Annotated in this window: 13 protein-coding genes and 5 pseudogenes; 7 read left to right on the top strand and 11 right to left on the bottom strand. The window is 55.7% G+C overall.

Translation table 11 applies throughout. The annotated features are described in order from the left end of the window. Window positions 1-11: 11 nt before the first annotated feature. From NE851_RS07095 to NE851_RS07105, 3 genes are all read right to left on the bottom strand, one after another. A complete protein-coding gene (locus tag NE851_RS07095; protein ID WP_254956782.1) occupies window positions 12-767 on the bottom strand; it encodes an aspartate/glutamate racemase family protein in 756 nt (251 codons plus the stop codon). Between the two features lie 1,334 nt (window positions 768-2,101). Continuing rightward, window positions 2,102-3,304 carry an MFS transporter gene (locus tag NE851_RS07100; RefSeq protein ID WP_254956784.1) on the bottom strand — a complete coding sequence of 401 codons (1,203 nt, stop codon included), beginning with the start codon at window positions 3,302-3,304 and terminating at the stop codon, window positions 2,102-2,104. Between the two features lie 536 nt (window positions 3,305-3,840). Beyond that, window positions 3,841-4,227: an ectoine synthase gene (locus NE851_RS07105; protein WP_233942726.1), complete on the bottom strand. Its 387-nt coding sequence runs from the start codon at window positions 4,225-4,227 to the stop codon at window positions 3,841-3,843. Between the two features lie 323 nt (window positions 4,228-4,550). On the opposite strand from NE851_RS07105, the gene NE851_RS07110 reads away from it, so the two are divergent. Continuing rightward, window positions 4,551-5,777 (top strand): ATP-grasp domain-containing protein, encoded by a 1,227-nt coding sequence (locus tag NE851_RS07110; RefSeq protein WP_254956789.1) that lies wholly within the window; start codon window positions 4,551-4,553, stop codon window positions 5,775-5,777. 78 nt (window positions 5,778-5,855) lie between these two features. Here the strand turns inward: NE851_RS07110 and NE851_RS07115 are convergent, their stop codons facing one another. Then, the gene (locus tag NE851_RS07115) at window positions 5,856-6,206 is read right to left on the bottom strand and encodes a hypothetical protein (protein WP_254956791.1); all 351 of its coding nucleotides are present in this window, start codon (window positions 6,204-6,206) and stop codon (window positions 5,856-5,858) included. 75 nt (window positions 6,207-6,281) lie between these two features. Here NE851_RS07115 and NE851_RS35285 point away from each other — a divergent pair. Both NE851_RS35285 and NE851_RS35290 read left to right on the top strand, forming a co-directional pair. Further along, window positions 6,282-6,912, top strand: a pseudogene (locus tag NE851_RS35285) (Tn3 family transposase); the annotation flags it as partial. Between the two features lie 85 nt (window positions 6,913-6,997). Next, window positions 6,998-7,132, top strand: a pseudogene (locus tag NE851_RS35290) (Tn3 family transposase); the annotation flags it as partial. A gap of 178 nt (window positions 7,133-7,310) precedes the next feature. On the opposite strand, the gene NE851_RS35295 reads toward NE851_RS35290, so the two are convergent. The 4 genes from NE851_RS35295 to NE851_RS07135 form a co-directional block, all read right to left on the bottom strand. Next, a complete protein-coding gene (locus NE851_RS35295; RefSeq protein WP_368411035.1) occupies window positions 7,311-7,553 on the bottom strand; it encodes a UPF0262 family protein in 243 nt (80 codons plus the stop codon). Between the two features lie 237 nt (window positions 7,554-7,790). Further along, window positions 7,791-8,564 (bottom strand): maleate cis-trans isomerase family protein, encoded by a 774-nt coding sequence (locus NE851_RS07125; RefSeq protein ID WP_254956793.1) that lies wholly within the window; start codon window positions 8,562-8,564, stop codon window positions 7,791-7,793. A gap of 208 nt (window positions 8,565-8,772) precedes the next feature. After that, window positions 8,773-10,182: an aldehyde dehydrogenase family protein gene (locus tag NE851_RS07130; RefSeq protein ID WP_254956795.1), complete on the bottom strand. Its 1,410-nt coding sequence runs from the start codon at window positions 10,180-10,182 to the stop codon at window positions 8,773-8,775. Window positions 10,183-10,349: 167 nt separating this feature from the next. Next, a complete protein-coding gene (locus NE851_RS07135; RefSeq protein WP_254956797.1) occupies window positions 10,350-11,753 on the bottom strand; it encodes an aspartate aminotransferase family protein in 1,404 nt (467 codons plus the stop codon). Window positions 11,754-11,952: 199 nt separating this feature from the next. Here NE851_RS07135 and NE851_RS07140 point away from each other — a divergent pair, with 199 nt between their 5' ends. The 4 genes and pseudogenes from NE851_RS07140 to NE851_RS07155 all read left to right on the top strand — a co-directional run bounded on the left by NE851_RS07140 (window position 11,953) and on the right by NE851_RS07155 (window position 14,896). After that, window positions 11,953-12,417, top strand: coding sequence for an Lrp/AsnC family transcriptional regulator (locus tag NE851_RS07140; protein ID WP_221109791.1), 465 nt, complete (start codon window positions 11,953-11,955; stop codon window positions 12,415-12,417). 362 nt (window positions 12,418-12,779) lie between these two features. Beyond that, window positions 12,780-13,086 (top strand): annotated as a pseudogene (locus NE851_RS35450) (IS110 family transposase); the annotation flags it as partial. A 240-nt stretch (window positions 13,087-13,326) separates the two neighbouring features. After that, window positions 13,327-13,749 (top strand): annotated as a pseudogene (locus NE851_RS07150) (integrase core domain-containing protein); the annotation flags it as partial. Between the two features lie 44 nt (window positions 13,750-13,793). After that, a protein-coding gene (locus tag NE851_RS07155) for an IS3 family transposase (RefSeq protein WP_183736784.1) occupies window positions 13,794-14,896 on the top strand; the annotation gives its coding sequence in 2 pieces (ribosomal slippage) (window positions 13,794-14,055 and window positions 14,055-14,896; 1,104 coding nt in all). 102 nt (window positions 14,897-14,998) lie between these two features. On the opposite strand, the pseudogene NE851_RS07160 reads toward NE851_RS07155, so the two are convergent. From NE851_RS07160 to NE851_RS07170, 3 genes and pseudogenes are all read right to left on the bottom strand, one after another. Further along, window positions 14,999-15,503, bottom strand: a pseudogene (locus NE851_RS07160) (helix-turn-helix domain-containing protein); the annotation flags it as partial. Window positions 15,504-15,772: 269 nt separating this feature from the next. Beyond that, window positions 15,773-17,170 carry an MATE family efflux transporter gene (locus NE851_RS07165; protein ID WP_368411032.1) on the bottom strand — a complete coding sequence of 466 codons (1,398 nt, stop codon included), beginning with the start codon at window positions 17,168-17,170 and terminating at the stop codon, window positions 15,773-15,775. Continuing rightward, window positions 17,113-18,357, bottom strand: coding sequence for an ATP-grasp domain-containing protein (locus tag NE851_RS07170; protein ID WP_254956803.1), 1,245 nt, complete (start codon window positions 18,355-18,357; stop codon window positions 17,113-17,115). The genes NE851_RS07165 and NE851_RS07170 overlap by 58 nt, the downstream gene beginning before the upstream one ends. Window positions 18,358-18,362 lie beyond the last annotated feature (5 nt).

Genomic DNA, 18,362 nt, shown 5'->3' on the forward strand with positions numbered 1-18,362 from the left:
CTGTCCTGCGCTCATATTGAAGTATCGTCATTTCGAAACCATGAGACGCACGCGTCAACAAGGATATCGACCGGATCTATAACGCCAGATACTTTGTCGCTATCCGGGCAAATGACGGATAGTTCACTGCAACCGAGTATAACTGCGTCGGGTTTGAGCTGTCGCGCTCGCGCTATAACTGACGCCATGTTGAACGCAGCTCGAGATAAGTTTCCGCTTTTAACGTCTTCGATTACGCCCTCCGAAAGTTGTTGCAGCAATTCTACTTCTGGAGCGGCGTCGCCCCAGTCTACCATCGAATTCGCATATAGGTTTTGTTGTATAGTCGCTCTCGTCCCTAGGACAATCGTTCGCAGTTTATCTAAATCTCTGCCGTTTTGCCGACGTATAAGGTCACAGGTAGCATCGATCATACTGATGAGCTTTATGCTCAGAGCATCGGCAATATTGGAGGACCAGAAATGTGCCGTATTGCAAGGGATGGCTATAGCTCCGCATCCAGCTCGCTCGAGCCATTTCGCGCGTTCCAGGATTTGGTGTAAAGGCGCGTTACAGCCATTCGATATTGCCTGTGACCGGTCAGAAATGTTTGGAAGCGACAAAGCAATAAATGGCACGTGGTCTTGGTCTGCGCCCGCGCCACTTTTTTGAGCCAAAGCCTGAAGAAATTTGGCTGTTGCTAGGCTCCCCATTCCCCCTACCACTCCGAGTGGCTTTTTAAGACCACTTATATGTGACGGACAGGTATTTGCTTTGATGTCAGACATGAAAACCTCATCTTTGGTAGCGCGAATTTCGTGACACATGAAGGCACGCGGCGAGCAGTAATCGACCTTTTCTCCACACTCTCGTCGCGGAGCGTTCCACAGTTGGGCGGCACGAGCCTAGGTGAGTCATCATTGGCGCCTCCTTGTTGGCGCCTATGTGCACTTATTAAGTTGAGTTCTCGTGGAGGCTTGATGGAGAGATCATGGATAGGCGGCCTGAGGGACGGGACGATGGATATCTTGTAGAGTTCACCCGTTCGGCGCATGGTCTTTGGCAACCGGCAATGTGTTGGATCAGTCAGCCCGCCGGGAAGCCAGTCAAATGCTCATTAGGATGTTGCCGAGACCGACTGAAAACGAGAGCTGCGGCTTTTGTAGTGGTTGGCTTAATTCTCCGGCATCAAGCATGGCATCAAAGCGATGGAATCGCGCACCTAGGCTGTTTTGTATAGGCAGCTTATCACTTACCACGACCTCTCCCGCGCTCTGAAGGGTGGTCAGAAACGTTTCATTGAGATGCGTCGCGTCTCACAGCATGACCGCCCCTTCGTCACGACGAGCAATGAACGGCAATGTCTTCCCGGCAGATGTTGAGCAGGTGTTGACGGTTCACCGTTGCTGGCCCTTGCTGCCCATCGGATTGCAGTGGAAATTCTAACCTGAATCTGGCGGCAGCCTGCCGTGCAGACACGCCCAACCGTCAGACGCTTTCAAACGCGTAAGCGAAAATCAGGGCTCAGTGCTCGTGTCATAGCTGCGAATCTTAAATCAGCTTCGCCGCGCCACCCAAACTGACAATCGATTCATCGATCGCAGGATCTGCTTTAGGACTGGACTCTGAAATTGAAGCGCCAGAACCGTAACAAGCTAGGCTCCAAGATAACTGTCAGCACATCGGCCATAGCGCGTGGCCAAGCCGTGCTTGGGATTGAAGAATCGCTTCACACTTCTCCTTGCCAGTAAACGCAGCGACTGAAGCGCCGATCGCTATTGATCTTGGTGGATGTTCGCCCAAGCCCCCCAGCTGTTGGGGAAGTCCAAATATCGCATTGGTGTCGTGAACCTTGTCGGCAAGCGGCGTGGATCCTGGCCGCAGATCAGACAGCACCATCTTCGACGGAGCATCGGCTGTTTGGCCTAATATTAGCTCCACTCGCATAGGTTTGCAGTCTGCAACGACCGTGACATAGATCTTGGGCGTTATGCAGTCCACGGGAGCCCCATAGCAATTGGTTGCCTCCGGCTCGCCCTGGACTTCATCGAAACACCGCCGATGCAATAGGGGAGTCGCGGTCGGGAGCGACGCTTCGTAATACCCACTACTCGTCCGGCGATCAGGTTTCGTTGTTGCGCCGCACAAATGCGTCCACGATCGTGACGCAGGTGAAAGTAAGCAAAATGATACCTGCGGCAATAGGGCCGGCCACCGGCGCGATCAACTCCATCGCGCTAGCCGTAATTGACGAGCCAGCCGCGCAGCCAGTGGCATAAGCAAGCGTGAAAGCCGCACTGCCAGCAACAAGGGAGCCACCGGAGAACCGGTCGCCTAACATTGTCAACGCGCAAGTATACAGCGCAAAGTTCGCAGCCCCCATCACCCCAAATGCAGAAAGAATTCCAAGTTCCGAAGGCATAAAGGGGATCGCCAGATAACTTGCGCCGGCGACGAAGCTGGAACAGATCGCTACGGCAATACGCGACGTCCGATCGAGCAGCCAACCAATCGCCGGCTGAACAATTGCCGTTGGTAATGCGAGTGCTGTGACGCTGGCGGCGGCGAAGGTCGCGGAATGACCAATACGAACGAAATAAATCGGCATCGTGGATATCGCGGCAACGTCAGCGAAGGCGAAGGTGCTAACCATGATAATCAGAAGAGGCGCCTTGCCTAAGAATTTCAAAACCTCTCCTGTTGCCCCTCGGTGAGGCTGGGTGCGGGCGTAACGGCCCAGAAGAAAGGTGACAAAGGCAACGAGAATGACATATCCCGATAACGATGCGAACGCGAGGCCGTCATTGGTGCCGAAGAATGTGATCGCCAGCGGGCCAGCAGCAAATCCGCCGCAGAGTCCCATGCCGTATATGCCGGAAACCCGTCCCCGCAGACGGTTAGGACAAGCAGTGTTCAGCCACGTTTCACTGAGAACGAAGATGATGCTGGCAAAGAAGCCGAGCGCGAAGCGAGCAACGAACCAGAGCCACAGTGGATCGAAGGAAGCGAACAATGCAAGGCAGCATGCACAGCCAATAAGGCTAAGAACGATGAGGTAATCACCGCGTAGAACTTGTGTGAGGCGGCCAACGGTGAAAGTCGACACGGCAAGACCCATGGCATAAGCTCCAGAGTTCAGCCCGGAGATAGTCGGCGGCACTCCTCGCCGCTCCATGACCAGTGAAATCAGAGGATAGGTAAGTCCTTGGGCGGCAGCAAAGGCAGTCACCCCCGTGATTGCCGTAATGATGGCAGCGACATCGGGCACGATTGGCTTAACAACCACCGTCGTGCCAACCTCCCTAGCGACGCTTTTTACCTCCATCTCATTCACTTCGGCGTATGCAGGCTTGAGTGCTTGGGCAAGGAAATCAGTTTGAGTGGTTCTAACGGGGTTTTGATGATCAGAGCCCCAATTCGGCGCCCGCAGAGCAAAATGGCGGCAGAACTCAGTGTAGTCTCACCCGAGAAACAAAGAATGCCGACGATATCGTCGGTCGTTAGCAGCCAGAGATAATCGTGCCTCAGCGCATTAAGATTGCTTGTATTGACTTGGGTGGTCACTAGGCTTCCCGCAGTAAGATAATCGCAGAGAGTTGAATCAGCAGCTCGAATGACCGCGAGAACTCGGAGATGTCGTGCCGCTTGAACGCAGGTTAGACTACCCTCCTTGCGGCACCCAACCAACATCAGTTCTCCGAATTCGGTTGGTATTGACATTTCCTTGCGGTCCACTGCCGCCCCATCAATTTGCTTGAGTGCACGATTGCGTTTTGACGCTGCGGACAAATAGATGAGTTTGAGTTCTCCAAAAGCTACCACGATGGAGGGTTCACCACTAACATCTGGTTGGGTTTGTCTTCAATAGGTCGAACTCGCTCCGTCAGTGAGAACATGCCGTTCGGTCCCCTTTAGCGGTGGATTAAAAATGCTCACGAGAACTAGGTCCTCATCCCGCCCTCCCCGCAAATAATGTTTGTCGTGCTTGTCCAACACATAGATGTCGCCTTTGCCAATCCGAAAAACATGACCGTCCATATCCTCGATTTCACCCTCCCCACCAATACAATAGCAGGCCTCCAAATGGTTTCGGTAGTGAAGCAGAGAAACGGTGTTGGCCCGTACGATCGTGTGACATACGGTGAAGCCCATTCCATCGCTTTCCGTCAGCAGGCGGTGACTAGTTCCATTGCCCCATTCAACGAAGCGGTCGGTCAGTTCGACATCTTGTAAATTACGTACGAACACGGTGCTCTCCAATTACACGGATTTAAATTGCAGCCTCGCAATCCCAATTGCGTGACGAGCTTCGGCCAGATCTCACCACCCAAGCCAGCTTCGAAACGCTACATACAGGCGCTCGTATAACCGGGCTACTCCCTGGTCGGGTAGCTGATGGTGCTGCTAAACAAATCATAAATCGTTTCGCCTTTGCCGGGGCCGCCTTGATGTGCTGTGGGGCCGCAAGCTGAAACGCCAAACTACCCAGTGCAGTAGGTTTCGAGACTGGCGCCGCTTATGCTAGGCAGGCTCAGACACAACATTAGACAAACAAAAAGAGGTCAACGCCCATGGCGCCAAAAGCGCTTATTTTAATCGAAGGCCATAGGAGCATCGGTCCGCTATACGTGAGAGCAGCTCAGCATCGGGGCCTTAATCCAATCACGATGTGTAGTGATCCCACTCAGTACGACTATTTAGCTGCTGAAGGCATTGAAGCCATCAAGGTCGATACAAATGACCTCGATGCGATGAAGAGCGTCTATTCACGGCTCAAACTAATCCATGATATTGCTGGGCTCACTGGGTTTTCGGGTCTCGATGAATCGGTCTATGTGACAGTTGGCAAGCTCTGCCGCCATTTCGGTCTACCGGGGCCAGACCCCGCGTCCATTAGGCAATGTCACGACAAGTTTGTTCAGCGTCAACTTCTCTCGCAAGCCGGCGTTCCCATACCTGACTTTCGCGTCGCGACGAATGCGGCGGAGGTAGAAAGCGCTGCCGCAGAAATCGGGCTGCCGGTGGTGATAAAGCCTGTTGTCGGCAGCGGCAGCAGCGGTGTACAGATGTGCCGCACTATCGACGAGGTAGCCGAACATGCACGGCACCTCTTGAGCGAAGGAAACATAGGGCAGTCTCCGCCACGGATACTGGTTGAAGAATTTGCACAAGGCCAATACTTCACCGCTGATATGATGGGAGGTCGTCTCGTAGGGATAGGCAACGGCGACTTCGGCCCCTTACCGCATTTCATCTATCGTGAGTACAGTTTTCCGGCCCCGCTTAGCGATGATGAGAATGCAAAAATAGCAGATGCTTCGCTCAGCAGCTTGCGTGCTCTCGGCCTTGGCTGGGGGCCAGCGAACATTGAATTCCGGTGGACCAAGCGTGGTCCTGTCGTCATTGAAGTAAATCCGCGGCTAGCTGGAACGCCCGATCCTGAGTTGATTCAGCTGGCTTATGGCATCGATCTGGTCGACGAGCATATCAAGCTTGTCATTGGCGAAGAATGCGATCTACGCGCACGGCATTCGCGCACGGCATCCGCGCGGTTCCTGGTTCCCGATCGCAACGGCATGCTCGAGGGAATCGAGGGCGCTAGTCGTGCAGCCGCTATACCGGGCGTCGCCGAGGTCAAGATATATGTTCATCCTAACACGCCGATAATCAGGAAAGGCGATTACCGAGATTTGATCGGACATGTCATCGCCGCTTCGCCTAGCCGTGATCAGACGGCGACCCTACTTCAGCAAGCCGTCGACCTGGTGAATTGGACGATCACACCATTTCGAACCTAAGGATTAGAAATTCCCCCACCAGCACCACGATGGGGCACGGATGATCCCAAATCAGCATGTATCAACGGCGCGCCGATCTCACCCATGGCACTGGAGGCCGTCAAACTGATCGACGCGCTGTTCAATATCGAGCGGGATGTAAGGCCCATCAACGCTTAAAGGGTCGCCGTTGAGGCCGGAACGTTGACTGTCACACCAATCGGGGGCGACGTCCCTGTGGCCGCCGAGGAAATGAATGCCGAGATCAGCGACATGTATCCGCTGGTGGAAGTTCCAGACCTTCTGAGGAGAAGTGCAAGAATGGACCGGCTTTGCAGATTTATCCACCATGTTCGCACCGGTGACGTCCCGCGAAATGTCTCTGCCATGCTCGCGGGCGTACTTGGGGATCGACCAGTCTCGGCCGAAGCGAATGGCGGGCGCATCCAAGGAGATTAGCGCTCAACAGATCGGCTGGATGCACACCTTCCACGCCCGATCCGAGACGCATCGTCGCAAGCATCTATTGCCGATGCGCACACCCGCCATCCGCATCCCCGCCTTTGGGGCAGCGGCACGACATCTTCGTCAGGTGGCCAATTCTTCCGAGTGAGCGATCGAGCTGCAAAGCGCGGCGACATCAATTTGCATTACGGCAGCGAACCTGGATCAAAATTTTACAGCCATCTGTCAGATCAGTACGGCTATTTCACATTTTTCCCATCAGTCCGACCGAAAGCGAAGCGGCCTATGTGCTCGACGGGCTATTGGAACAGGACACGCTCCTCGACATCCAAGAGCACTTTACCAATACGGGCTGCGCGAGCGATCAGGTCTTCGGACTGTTTGCCCCGATCGGAAAGCGCGTTGCACCGCGATTGCGCATAAATCGGAAATTTCACACGTTCGAGAAGGTGATGCATATCCGGCACTGTCGAACCACAACGGGGCGCAGATCAACACCACCCTGATTCTCGATCATTGGACGATCTTCTCCATCGCGGCATCGATCACGACGCGGTCCGTGGTGCCATCTACGATCCTCAAGAAGCTGTCCGCGTCTCCGAAGCAAAGCCATCTCGCGAGGGCGCTCCGCGAACTCGGTCGGATTGAGCGTTCGCTCTTCATGATCGAATGGTACTCAAGCCCGGCACTACAGCGGAGATGCCAAGCCGGTCTCAACAAAGGTGAGGCCGCCCATAAGCTGAAGTGCGCTGTTATTCTTCTACGAGCGAGGCGAGATCCGCGATCGGTCGTTCGAGAGCCATGCGTTCCGCGCCTCGGGTCTCAAGCTCGTCGTCAGTGCGATCGTGCACTGGAGTATGGTCTATCTTGATCGTGCGGTCACGCAGCTGAAACGAGCGGGGCGAGAAATTCCTGATACTCTGTTGAAGCACATTTCGCCGCTGAGTTGGCATATCAACTTTACCGGCACCCACACCTGGGATGCGGAACATCAGATGCAGAAAGGATTTCGATCGCTGCGCCTGCACCTGGGCCACGGCGGATCGCATAAGTTCTCGCTCCGTTCGCCCTTAGCGTACGAATTCGCCATCATCTTGTTCCGACCCCAGACAGGCACAGCTGATAGGGTCCACCGTCGTCACCAACGAGTGCAAAGCTATTGTTGTCCAAGAGATCGAAGATCGCGACAGCCTGTTCACGTTTTTGATCTTTCTCCGCTTCGGTTGCCTTTACGTGTTCGCAAAACGTATTGCGATGTGGTGAGACGTGGCTGCCGCCGAAACTGGTCCGACGACAACCACCTTGCCTTGGGAGGCGGACGGGAAAGAAGATTTGGTTGAACCTAGCGCTGCCTGAACGCTCAGGGAAAAAGCGGCTGCCGTTGGAAGAGTGTCAACGGCGGCCGAGTGCCCCTGCGAGACATAGGGTATTGCCATGCGCAGGTCAGGAGCTGAATCAGGCGACGCTGGATCGGGCTGGGTCGAGGTGATGTTCGCCAGACGGATTTCAACTGCCGGGGGGATGCGGACGGCGGCACGTCCCGTTTTAATGCTATTCCGGCTTTAGCCATCAGCTCTCTCGGAAAAGTCTGCCATACTCGTCGCTCCGGTCGTTGACCCCAGCCAATCGCAAACAATCCCACATCATTGCCTGATTGCTTGTAATCACCGGCTTGCCGGTCTCGGCCTCGAGAGCCTGAATGATATCAATCGAACGCAGTGCGCTACAGCTAATGAAAATCGCGTCGGAATCAGATCGATCAATTTGTTTCGCGAACTCAAAGATATAGTCAGGGGTAATCCGCACCATGTCCTCATCGTTTTCAATGTTGAGTCCTTGGATGTTCAGGATATCGAAGCCGCGCTCCTGCATATATACCCGCTCGATCTCGTTGACCGGGTCAAGGTAGGGAGTTGCAATAGTGATCTTCTTCGCATTCACCGCGTTAAGAGCACGCATCACGCCAGAGATGATCGAAGTCGGCTTGGCGCCTGGGGCCCCGCGATTAAGTTCGGTAAATACCTTGTCTTCGCCGATTACAACGCTTCCAGACGTGCATCCGTAACAAATCACATCGAGTTGAACCTCAGGAACGATGAGGGCCGCCGCATCGCCGATCCCAGACGCCATCGCGGCAAGGGTACCGACATCCACCTTGTTGGCCATGGGAGCTCTTTGGAAATGGACCCCGACCCCATCCGGTGCAAGCTTGAACATGTCTTCTTCGATAGTCTGCTCCATCGCCAAAAGAACAAAGCCAATCTTTGCCTTATGATGGCGACCGTTGTCGAATCGGATACCACCACGACCGAGGGAGTCATCTACTCTGCCAGTCAATTGCATTGAGAATTGCTCCTTTGCTTTTTTCACAAGTTTGCGAGCTCTCTTGCCGTCTGAGCTCCATAACAGCGATCTATTGGCAGGCTCACCTGGCCAAGGGGATCGTGTTCGACACAAGCGCAGTTAGACATTGTTGCCTTGATTGGTCGGGTGCGTTTCTTGTTGAGCCCAGGGTCGCGGTAGACTCAGCACCGGTTCCAGCGCCAATATTTCATCCCCGATTAATACAAACGACCTTTGGCTGGGTCATGTCCTCGAAGGCGAAGCGGACGCCCTCGCGGCCCATGCTGCCGTATTTGAAGCCGCCGAAGGGCATGGCATCGAAGCGGTAGTCGGAGCTATCGTTGATCATCACACCGCCTGCCTCAATCCTGTTTGCCGCATCGAGCGCGACGTTGAGATCGGTGGTGAAGATGCCGGCATGCAGGCTGTATTCGGGGTCATTGGCCATCTCGATGGCTTCGTCTATGGTCTCGAACGGAGCCAGCATGACAACAGGCGCGAACACTTCCTCACTCCATAGCCCGCAAGTTCGCGGCGTGCCTTCGAGAACCGTCGGATGGTAAAGGGAGCCTTCGCGACGATGACCGCAGAGCAGCGTCGATCCAGCGGCAATCGCGTCATTGACAGCAGCTTCGGTCCGCTCGGCCGATTGCGCCGAGATCATCGGGCCGACATCGGTGTCGTCGCGCAACGGATCGCCAGCCTTGAGCTTTTTGGACCCAGCGACGAAGGCATCGCGGAACCGCTCATAAAGAGCTGCCTGTACCAGTATGCGCTGGGCGCCAATGCAGTTTTGGCCAGCCGCCCAGAACGCGCCGGAGACGCAGCCCTCGACCGCTTTATCAAAGTTGCAGTCATTCATCACAATGACGGGGGCGTTGCCGCCCAATTCCATTGCCAGCTTCTTCAGCCCCGCCGCGCGGCTGATGGCTTCGCCGGTAGCAAATCCACCGGTAAACGACACCATGCGGACATCGCGGGATGTGATCAAGGCAGTGACGAGTTCCCTGTCACCGTGCGCAATGGTGATGACATCGCGCGGCAGACCAGCTTCCAAAAGGGCATCGACGAGATTGACGGCGGAGAACGGCGTCAAATTCGACGGCTTCAGTAGCACTGCGTTGCCGCCTGCGATCGCCGGACCGAGCTTGTGCGCGACCAGGTTCAGCGGATCGTTATAGGGCGTGATAGCGGTGATGATACCGAGCGGTTCCCGCGTGAACCAACCCTGGCGCTGTTCTGATCCGGCAAATGCATCGAAGGGAATGATCTCACCTGCATTGCGCTTTGCTTCCTCGGCGGAGAGTTTTAGCGTATTGACGCAGCGACTGACTTCCTTGCGGGCCTGGACGATCGTCTTTCCGGCTTCGCGCACAATGGTCTCGGCAAAGGCATCGCAGCGGCGCTCGATAAGTTGTGCAGCACCTTCGAGGATGCTTGCCCGCTTGTGCCGCGGCAGGTTGCGCGAGAGTTCGGCCCCGCGACGGGCACAAGCGATGAGTTCGTCGACGTCGGATGCCTCCGTTGTGTCGATCGATCCGATCAGAGTGCCGTCAAACGGGCTGTAAACAGATATGGGCGGCAGGCCCGCTTTGATATGAAGTTTGGCAGCGGTCATAGACCATTCCCTTTCTCTGATGAAGCGCCGGCATGAGCGGCGGGTATGGTCTTCGAGCAGGGTCAGGTCTCATCCCTCCCCCTTTGCCCACTTAATGTGGTCGGCGGCGACAATCTGATTGCGACTGGCTGTTCCGCGACGGCCCGAAATGCGCAAGTCGCGAACGGTCAGATCTTCTGGCCGTCGCGCATCAGCTCGTCCATGACCGAGCGCACGGCCTTCTCTGCAATCGAGACGATCTCGTCGATCTCTTCCTTGGTGGTGACCAGTGGCGGTGCGAAGCCGAGGATGTCGCCATGCGGCATGGCGCGGGCGATTAGGCCGCGGTCGCGGGCTGCCTTGGAGACACGCGCCCCCACCTTCAGCGACGGATCAAAACGGGTCTTGTTCTCGCGGTCACCGACGAACTCGATGGCACCCATAAGGCCAACACCACGCACCTCGCCGACGATCGGCAGCTGAGCGAACTTCTCCTTCAGCTGTGCCTGGAAATAGCCACCAACGTCGCGCGCGTTCCCCGGCAGATCTTCCTTCTCGACAATGTCGAGAACCGCATTGGCGGCAGCTGCGCCGATCGGATGGCCGGAATAGGTATAGCCGTGCGAGAAGGCGCCGACCCTGTCGGCTCCGTCTTCCAGCACCTGGTAGACCTTCTCGCCGACGATCGCGGCCGAGAGCGGGAAGTAGGCAGACGTCAGGCCCTTGGCAACCGTGATCAGGTCCGGCTCGATGCCATAATGCTGCGAGCCGAACATGGAACCGGTGCGTCCGAAACCGGTGATGACTTCGTCGGCGATCAGCAGCACGTCATGCTTCTTGAGCACCGGCTGGATGGCCTCCCAATAACCTTCCGGGGGTGGCGTGATACCGCCGGTACCAAGCACGGGTTCAGCAATGAAACCGCCGACATTGTCAGGCCCAAGCTGTGCGATGAGCTGGTCGAGCTCAACAGCCCGGCGCGTGGAGAATTCGCGCTCGGTTTCGCCAGGTTTGGCGCCCCAGTAATGATGCGGCACGCCGGTATGGGTGATCTGCGGCAGGGGAAGGTCCATGTGGTCGTGGTAGAAGCTCATACCGGTCATCGAACCGGAGACGACGCTGCAGCCGTGGTAGCCGCGGTCGCGCGAGATGATCTTTTTCTTTGTGGGCTTGCCGCGCAGATTGTTGTAGTACCAGACGAGTTTGGCCTGGGTCTCGTTGGCGTCCGAACCAGACATGCCATAGAACACCTTGCTCATCTTGCCAGGGGCCATCTTCACCAGACGGTCAGACAGGATTGCCAATTCATCGGTCGTGTGAGCGGCATAGGAGTGGTAATAGGCAAGCCGGTAGGCTTGGCGCGAGATTGCCTCGGCCACCTCGGTGCGGCCATAGCCCACATTGACGCAGTAAAGGCCGGCAAAGCCATCGATCAGCTGATTGCCGTGGGCGTCCTGGATTCGGATCCCGTTCCCCGTCTCAACGATGGTCGGCTCACCAAGCTTACCGCTGGCAAAGTCCTTCAGCTGCGTGAACGGATGCAGGACAGAGTTGCGGTCCTTCTCGGCGATGTCCTTGATGTTGATGGTCATTATCAATTCTCCGATGTACCCGAACTGTGCCTGGACTGAAGTAAGCGGGCCTGCAGCTGCAACCCCGTCACCCCGGCGGATAGTTGCCAAAGCAGCGTTGTCATAATCTAAGTGTTTACCTCCGCAGTTGACGGCGGAAACGCAGGTCTATAAGCAGAATTCCTGCAAAAACGTTGTGCAGACGCAGGATGCCTACAACATGGAACTTGATCGCGCCGATCTTGTATTGCTGGATGCAGTGCAACATAATAATCGCTTGACTTCTGAAGAACTCGCCAAGGTGGCGAACCTGTCAGCGACAGCCTGCCAGCGCAGACTGAAGAAGTTGAGGGAAGAGGGCGTGATCGAGGCGGATGTCTCGATCGTGTCACCAAAGGCGGTAGGACGCCACCTCACTATGATCGTCTTGGTGTCGCTAGAACGCGAACGCGCGGATATCGTCGACCGATTCAAAGCAGCCATCCGAAAAACGAAAGATGTCATGCTTGGCTACTACGTCACCGGCGACGCAGACTTCATGCTGATCGTCACTGCAAAAGACATGGAGGACTATGAGCAGTTCACCCGCCGATTTTTCTACGAAAACCACGACATCAAGGGGTTCAAAACGATGGTGGTTATGGATCGTGTGAAGGCGAGCTTCTCGTTTCCGATTCAAGGATAGGCTCTAAACAAGTGCTTCGATGGGATTGCTTATCTTCAATAGCAACTTTAGGGCCAAATGCTGGATCCCGAAGGACGCGTATTCACCACAGAAATTGGCTTGGCCCGAATGCAGAGGCATGCTGGGTGCAAAGTGAAATTTTTCGGAATACGGTCATTTTTTCGCGACCTAACCCAATTGTGTTTTAAACCTGTCGGGCCAACTGCTATCCTCGATATCGGCATTTCCACGGGTTAGGCGCATGCCGGGTTCAATCATGCAAGAGCTCCCAACGATATTTAATCGCCAGTGGCCTGATGTGAGGGACGGCCTCCGCTCCCGGCATCGCAATGTGCCAAAGTGTGGTTGTCGAAGAGCCATCGATGGAGCAGGTTACCACAATCGGTCTGGATATCGCTAAGCGTTATTTCGGGTTCACGGGATCAATTGTGCTGGCGCGATCGTCTGCCGCCGCACGGCTGCGCCGCGACGATGTCATTGGATTTTTCAAGGCACTGCCGCCGTGCTTGATCGGAATAGATGCTTGCGCGACCGGACATCACTGGGCGGGTTCTTATGTCACTGGGCCATGAGGTTCGGTTAATGCCCGCTTCTTAAGTCAAACCCTATGTCAAGTGGCAAAAGAATGATGCGACGGACGCCGAGTCGATCTGCGAGGCGGTGACGCGGCTTGCCCAATCACTGCGAGCGCAATCGCCGCGACAGTGAGCGATGCCTCGCCATTTAAATCCGGAAGACAATTGGCGGCATGGATGTTCTGGTGCCGCGACAAAATTCATCGGGCGGCAAAGACCGACTCGGAAGGATCAGCAGCAAGGTGACCCCTATCTCCGCCGACTTCTCGTCGTCGGGGCGCATGCGGTGCTTCGCTTCAGTCGCAAGGCTGAAGTTGCGATGCGTTGGGCCGCCGAACGACGCGGCAAGCCCGGAATGATTGTCTCCGACAACGGCACCGAACTAACGTCGAATGCCATTCTCGCCTGGTCGAGGGATCACAAGGTCGAGTGGCACTACATCGCGCCAGGAAAGCCAATGCAGACCCTCTATGTCGTTTCAACGGTCGAATGCGCGACGAGTTGCTCAACGAAAGCCTGTTCTTCGGTTTCGATCATGCCCGAAGCGCCGTTGCCGAATGGGCGGACGACGCAACCATTTCCGGCCGCACTCATCGGTCGGACACAAAACCCCGGCAGACTTTGCCAGGACCATCGCCGCAGCGGCTCCAACACTGCGCAAGATGAAAGCTTCGCGTTTCCGCCGGTTGCTCACACCGTGCCAATTGGCGTATTCAAAACTGATCTGAACCCTTCAAACTGGACCGTTTTTGGTTAGAGTTTTCCGGTGCATTTTCCAAGCTGGGAAAGGAACGGAAGACGATGAAAGCATCGCAGTTTTCGGACGCACAGAAGGCGTTCATTTTGAAGCAGGGTGATGAAGGAGTGTCGGTGGCGGAGATCTGCCGCAAGGCGGGAATTAGCCAGGCGACCTATTTCAACTGGAAGAAAAAATACGCGGGCATGCTGCCGCCGGAGATGAAGAAGCTGAAGCAGCTCGAGGACGAGAATGCGCGGTTGAAGAAGATCGTCGCGGACCTGACGCTGGACCGTGAGATGTTGCAGGACGTCATCCGGCGAAAGCTCTAAGGCCTGCTCGGAAACGCGAGATGGTGAAAGGCATGTGCCGGGATTGGATGATCTCGATCCGGCGTGCCTGTGGGGCACTGAACTTCGATCGGTCGACCCACCATTACACCTCTCGCCGTGCCGATCAGGCCGGTCTAGAACGTCGAATTCGTGAGATCTGCGAGAGCCGTGTGCGCTATGGTTATCGTCGTGTACATGTACTCCTGGAACGCGAGGGTTGGGGGACCAACATCAAGCGAACCTATCGCATTTACAGGGACTTGGGCCTGCAACTGCGCAACAAGACGCCGAAGCGACGGGTCAAAGCCAAGCTGCGGGAAGATCGGCAAATGGCCGTTGGACCGAACGATGTCTGGGCGATGGACTTCGTGCACGACCAACTCGCGACCGGCAAGAAGCTGCGGGTGCTCACGGTGGTCGACACCTTCTCGCGCTATGTGCCGGTGCTTGATCCACGTCACAGCTATCGAGGTGAAGATGTCGTGCAAACCTTGGAACGGGTATGCCGGAAAGTTGGCTATCCGAAGACGATCCGTGTCGATCAGGGGACTGAGTTCGTGTCTCGCGATCTTGACCTTTGGGCCTATGCCAAAGGCGTCACCTTGGACTTCTCACGCCCCGGCAAACCGACCGACAATGCGTTCATTGAAGCGTTCAATGGCCGCTTCCGCGCCGAATGTCTGAACCAGCACTGGTTCCTGACCCTTGCGGATGCCCGCGAAAAGATGGAGGATTGGCGTAGAGAGTATAATGAGTTTCGGCCACATGGTGCGATCGGCAATAAGGTGCCGATCTCGCTGATGAAATCAGGAGGCGCAACCAGCCCGCCTCCCTGAATGAAGCCGGAAAACTCTAGCCTCAGCTGATCCAGAGTTTGGGGGCGGTTCAATCGCCGCCGAGGCTCTAACCGCCGCTGGATGAAAGTTCAGTGGCAGGTCATCGTCGATGAACAACAGCAGCGGGCATGGATCACCCCGGTCCTCGAACCAGCGAACTCGGACCCATCGATCTACACCAACTCGCCACGGGCTTCACGCCGCAAGCGTGGCTGATGAAACGTCCGCCGCTGCTTGCGCGAAAGCCATAGGCCCGCATCCATCATCCAGCTGCGCAACGTCTCGCGCGACACCCGCTATCCATCGCCCTTCGGCAAGCTTCTCGGTCCCCCAGCGTCGGACCGAAATCCGCATAACGTTCGCCAACCAGCGTCACCGCATAATCCCGAACACCATCGCTGATGCGGTTGTTCGACGGTCGGCCGATCGCCTTATGCCGGATCGACGCCGCACCGGCCGTTCTGATCCTATCCAACAGCCGTCGCACTTGGCGCTCGCTCAGATCAAGCACATGCGCGGCCGACACCAACGTCATGCGGCCGGCGATCACCTTGGATAGAATCTCGATCCGCTGCCGGTCCCGCTCGCCCATAGTTATCAGTCCCATCCGCAATCTCCACCGTCATCAACCCCCCGGGGAGAGTGACATTCCAACTTTGCAAGAAACAGGACACTTCACCTTTTCGGCTAGAATAAGATATCGCAATGAAGACTTATGGAAGCTAACCGCTGAATCTATGTGGTCGCTAGCGGCGGCAGTGGCCGTTCCCCGCAAACAGGACATCGTTATTTTTGCAATTTGTACATCCGCGCCTAACGAAAGGTGGCCGGATCTGCGGTCTGTCTCACAACGCTTTTCATCTGCCCTTGAATGAGTCATTCCGCGAATTCGATTCTGATACGGCGACGCATCACCGATAGCAGACCGATCCCCCGCACCAGCAAAAAGACGTGATAAGAAGCCCAAAGCCCGTGATTGCCAAACATCCTCTCTAGCGCGAACAGTGAAGTGATATAGGTCACGAACGATATAAGCATAACGTCGCGCATGCCACGCGACCACGTGGCGCCGATGAAGACGGCGTTCATCTGAAAGGACAGGAAGCCGCTTAATGCTGTTAAGGCAGCCCAAGGAAGATATAAGACCGCCTCAGAACGCACGTCCGGTGCCTTTGTTATTGCGCGTACGACGTGTTCGCCGATCGCAAAGGCTACAAGGCTTGTAATGGCCGCGACTGCGAATCCCCACCCAGCAGTAAGTCTTACAGCACGCAAAAAAGCCGTCTTGTCGCGGGCACCGACGGCGCGCCCAGCGAGGTGCTGTGCTGCAGTCGCAAATCCACCCAAAACGTAGTCAGCCACAAGCAAGAAATGCATTAGCACTGAATTGGCAGCGAAGGTCGAGGTGCCAAGTTGTGCGCTCTGCCGAATGAAAATGAAGTATGCTCCCATAAGTAGCAGGGTACGGATCATTATGTCGCTGTTCAAGTGTAGCATTCTTTTGAGGCTCCCGACATCGAACGTACGTCGAGGAGATATGGTTGGCAAAGCGTAGAAGCGCCAAACAACGACGAACATGCCAGCAATCATGGCGGCGACTTCAGCGCATCCGGTTCCCCAGGCGACCCCTCTAATACCCCCGCCCAAATAGACGCCAAAATAGATTGTCAGCACGATGTTTACGCCGTTAAGGAGGAGTTGCAGTACAAGTGCGATCCCTGTATCGCCGCGCCCCAAGAGATAGCCAAGAGTTGCATAATTGATAAGCGCTGCAGGCGCTGAAATAAGGCGAATGCGGATGTACATGTCCATCGCGGCGGTCACAGAGGGCTCTGCGTTCATAGACCATTCACCAACTTCGGCAATTAGTGGCGCTAGCAACACTAGAACCAATCCAGAGATAGCGGCAACACCAATCGCACGGAACACTGCCGCCCGCTCTTCAAGCGCATCACCCCTCCCGAAAGCCTGGGCGACAACGCCTGACGTGCCGGAGTGCAAAAAATTGAAGGTGGCAAAGACGACGTCGAAAACCACGGCGCCGGCAGCAAGGCCACCAACTAGTACGGCGTCGCCGACTAGACCAATTACGGCCGCATCGACAAGACCGACGAGCGGTGTTGTGATGGATGCTAACATCGTGGGAATGGCGATCGCAAGTACCTGCCGGCTATTGAGGCGGGACTGGCTGCCGCCGAGGAAAGGGATCTTATCTCTCACTTTAAATCCTGCAGGTTCGGTAACGAACCGTTCGGACTTGGTGTAATCGACCAATCCATCAGCTCAACGGCACGCTGTATTATCGCCTTGGTTTGAGCTAGCGTAGGCGAAACGGCGATAACATGTCCGATCCTGTCACTGTTATCTCCTTTTCTGACGACAGTGAGTTTGGGTTGAACGAAAAATTTTGCCTCTATGACGCCTGTTATGGCAGCCGCCCGGCTGTCGCCTCGAATTGCATCGAGGACGCCATCACAATCAGCAACCAAAATCTTTGCGGCGGCAATGCCCAAATTGCTTTTGAGCAAATCTAGTTTTTCCCCAATCACAAGTTTGATGTGTTCGGCGACGAGATCAATATCGTAGGCGAGGTGAATCAGTCGGGAGTTGGGCATCCCGGCAAGTCGCGGATTGACTTCAATAACCACCGGACCGCGCTCCGTCCACCGCAGATCAATGTTCGCGGGGCCCCAGCCGAGGTCGAGGGCGTGCAAACAATGCCGCGCGACATCGACAATACGTCTGTGGTCGTTTTCGGTCAGCTCTGCCGGATAGATATACTCACGACAGACGAAATGTGGCGGACGGCCGAAGTCGGCGGCACCAATTCCTATGACCTCATTACCCATCAACTCCACGCTATAGTGGGCACCCTTTGCGTATTCTTCTACCAGTATTCTTGGTGTCGACCGGCAGGTATCCGTTTCAGCTATTAAACGCGCCGTATGTTCAACTAGCTCATCAACATCGCGGCACAATTGCACCCCGCTGCTGCCGATGCCCACCGTTGGTTTAACGATCACCGGCAGGCCGATTTCCGCTGCCGCACTTTCCACTTCCGTCGCATTCACCGCCAGGCGATAAGCGGGAACCGGTACGCCGGCCTCTGCGAGCACCTGACGTTGGGCAAATTTATCGCAGCAATTTTCAACCGCCACGGGGTTCGGTCCGGGTAGATTGAAATACCGGCAGAGTTTGCCAACCGTTGCATAGACAGCCTCCTGCGCGCTGGTAATGCCGGCAATGTCATATAGCGAGCGCAGATGCGCGCATTCGCGGATCAGCGCCTTGAGATCACTGGTGTCGATTCGGATAATGTCTGCCTCTTTCGCCCCCAGATACTCGTATTGACTTGGGTCAGCTGAAAGGGTGATCGGATGAAGATTAAGGCGTTTCGCCGCTTCGAGGTAGAATGGACCATTACTTGCACCTTCAATTAAAATAAGAACTCTTTCCGCCATTAAAC

The organism is Rhizobium anhuiense bv. trifolii, from assembly GCF_024346605.1.
GTDB classification, from domain to species: Bacteria; Pseudomonadota; Alphaproteobacteria; order Rhizobiales; family Rhizobiaceae; genus Rhizobium; species Rhizobium anhuiense.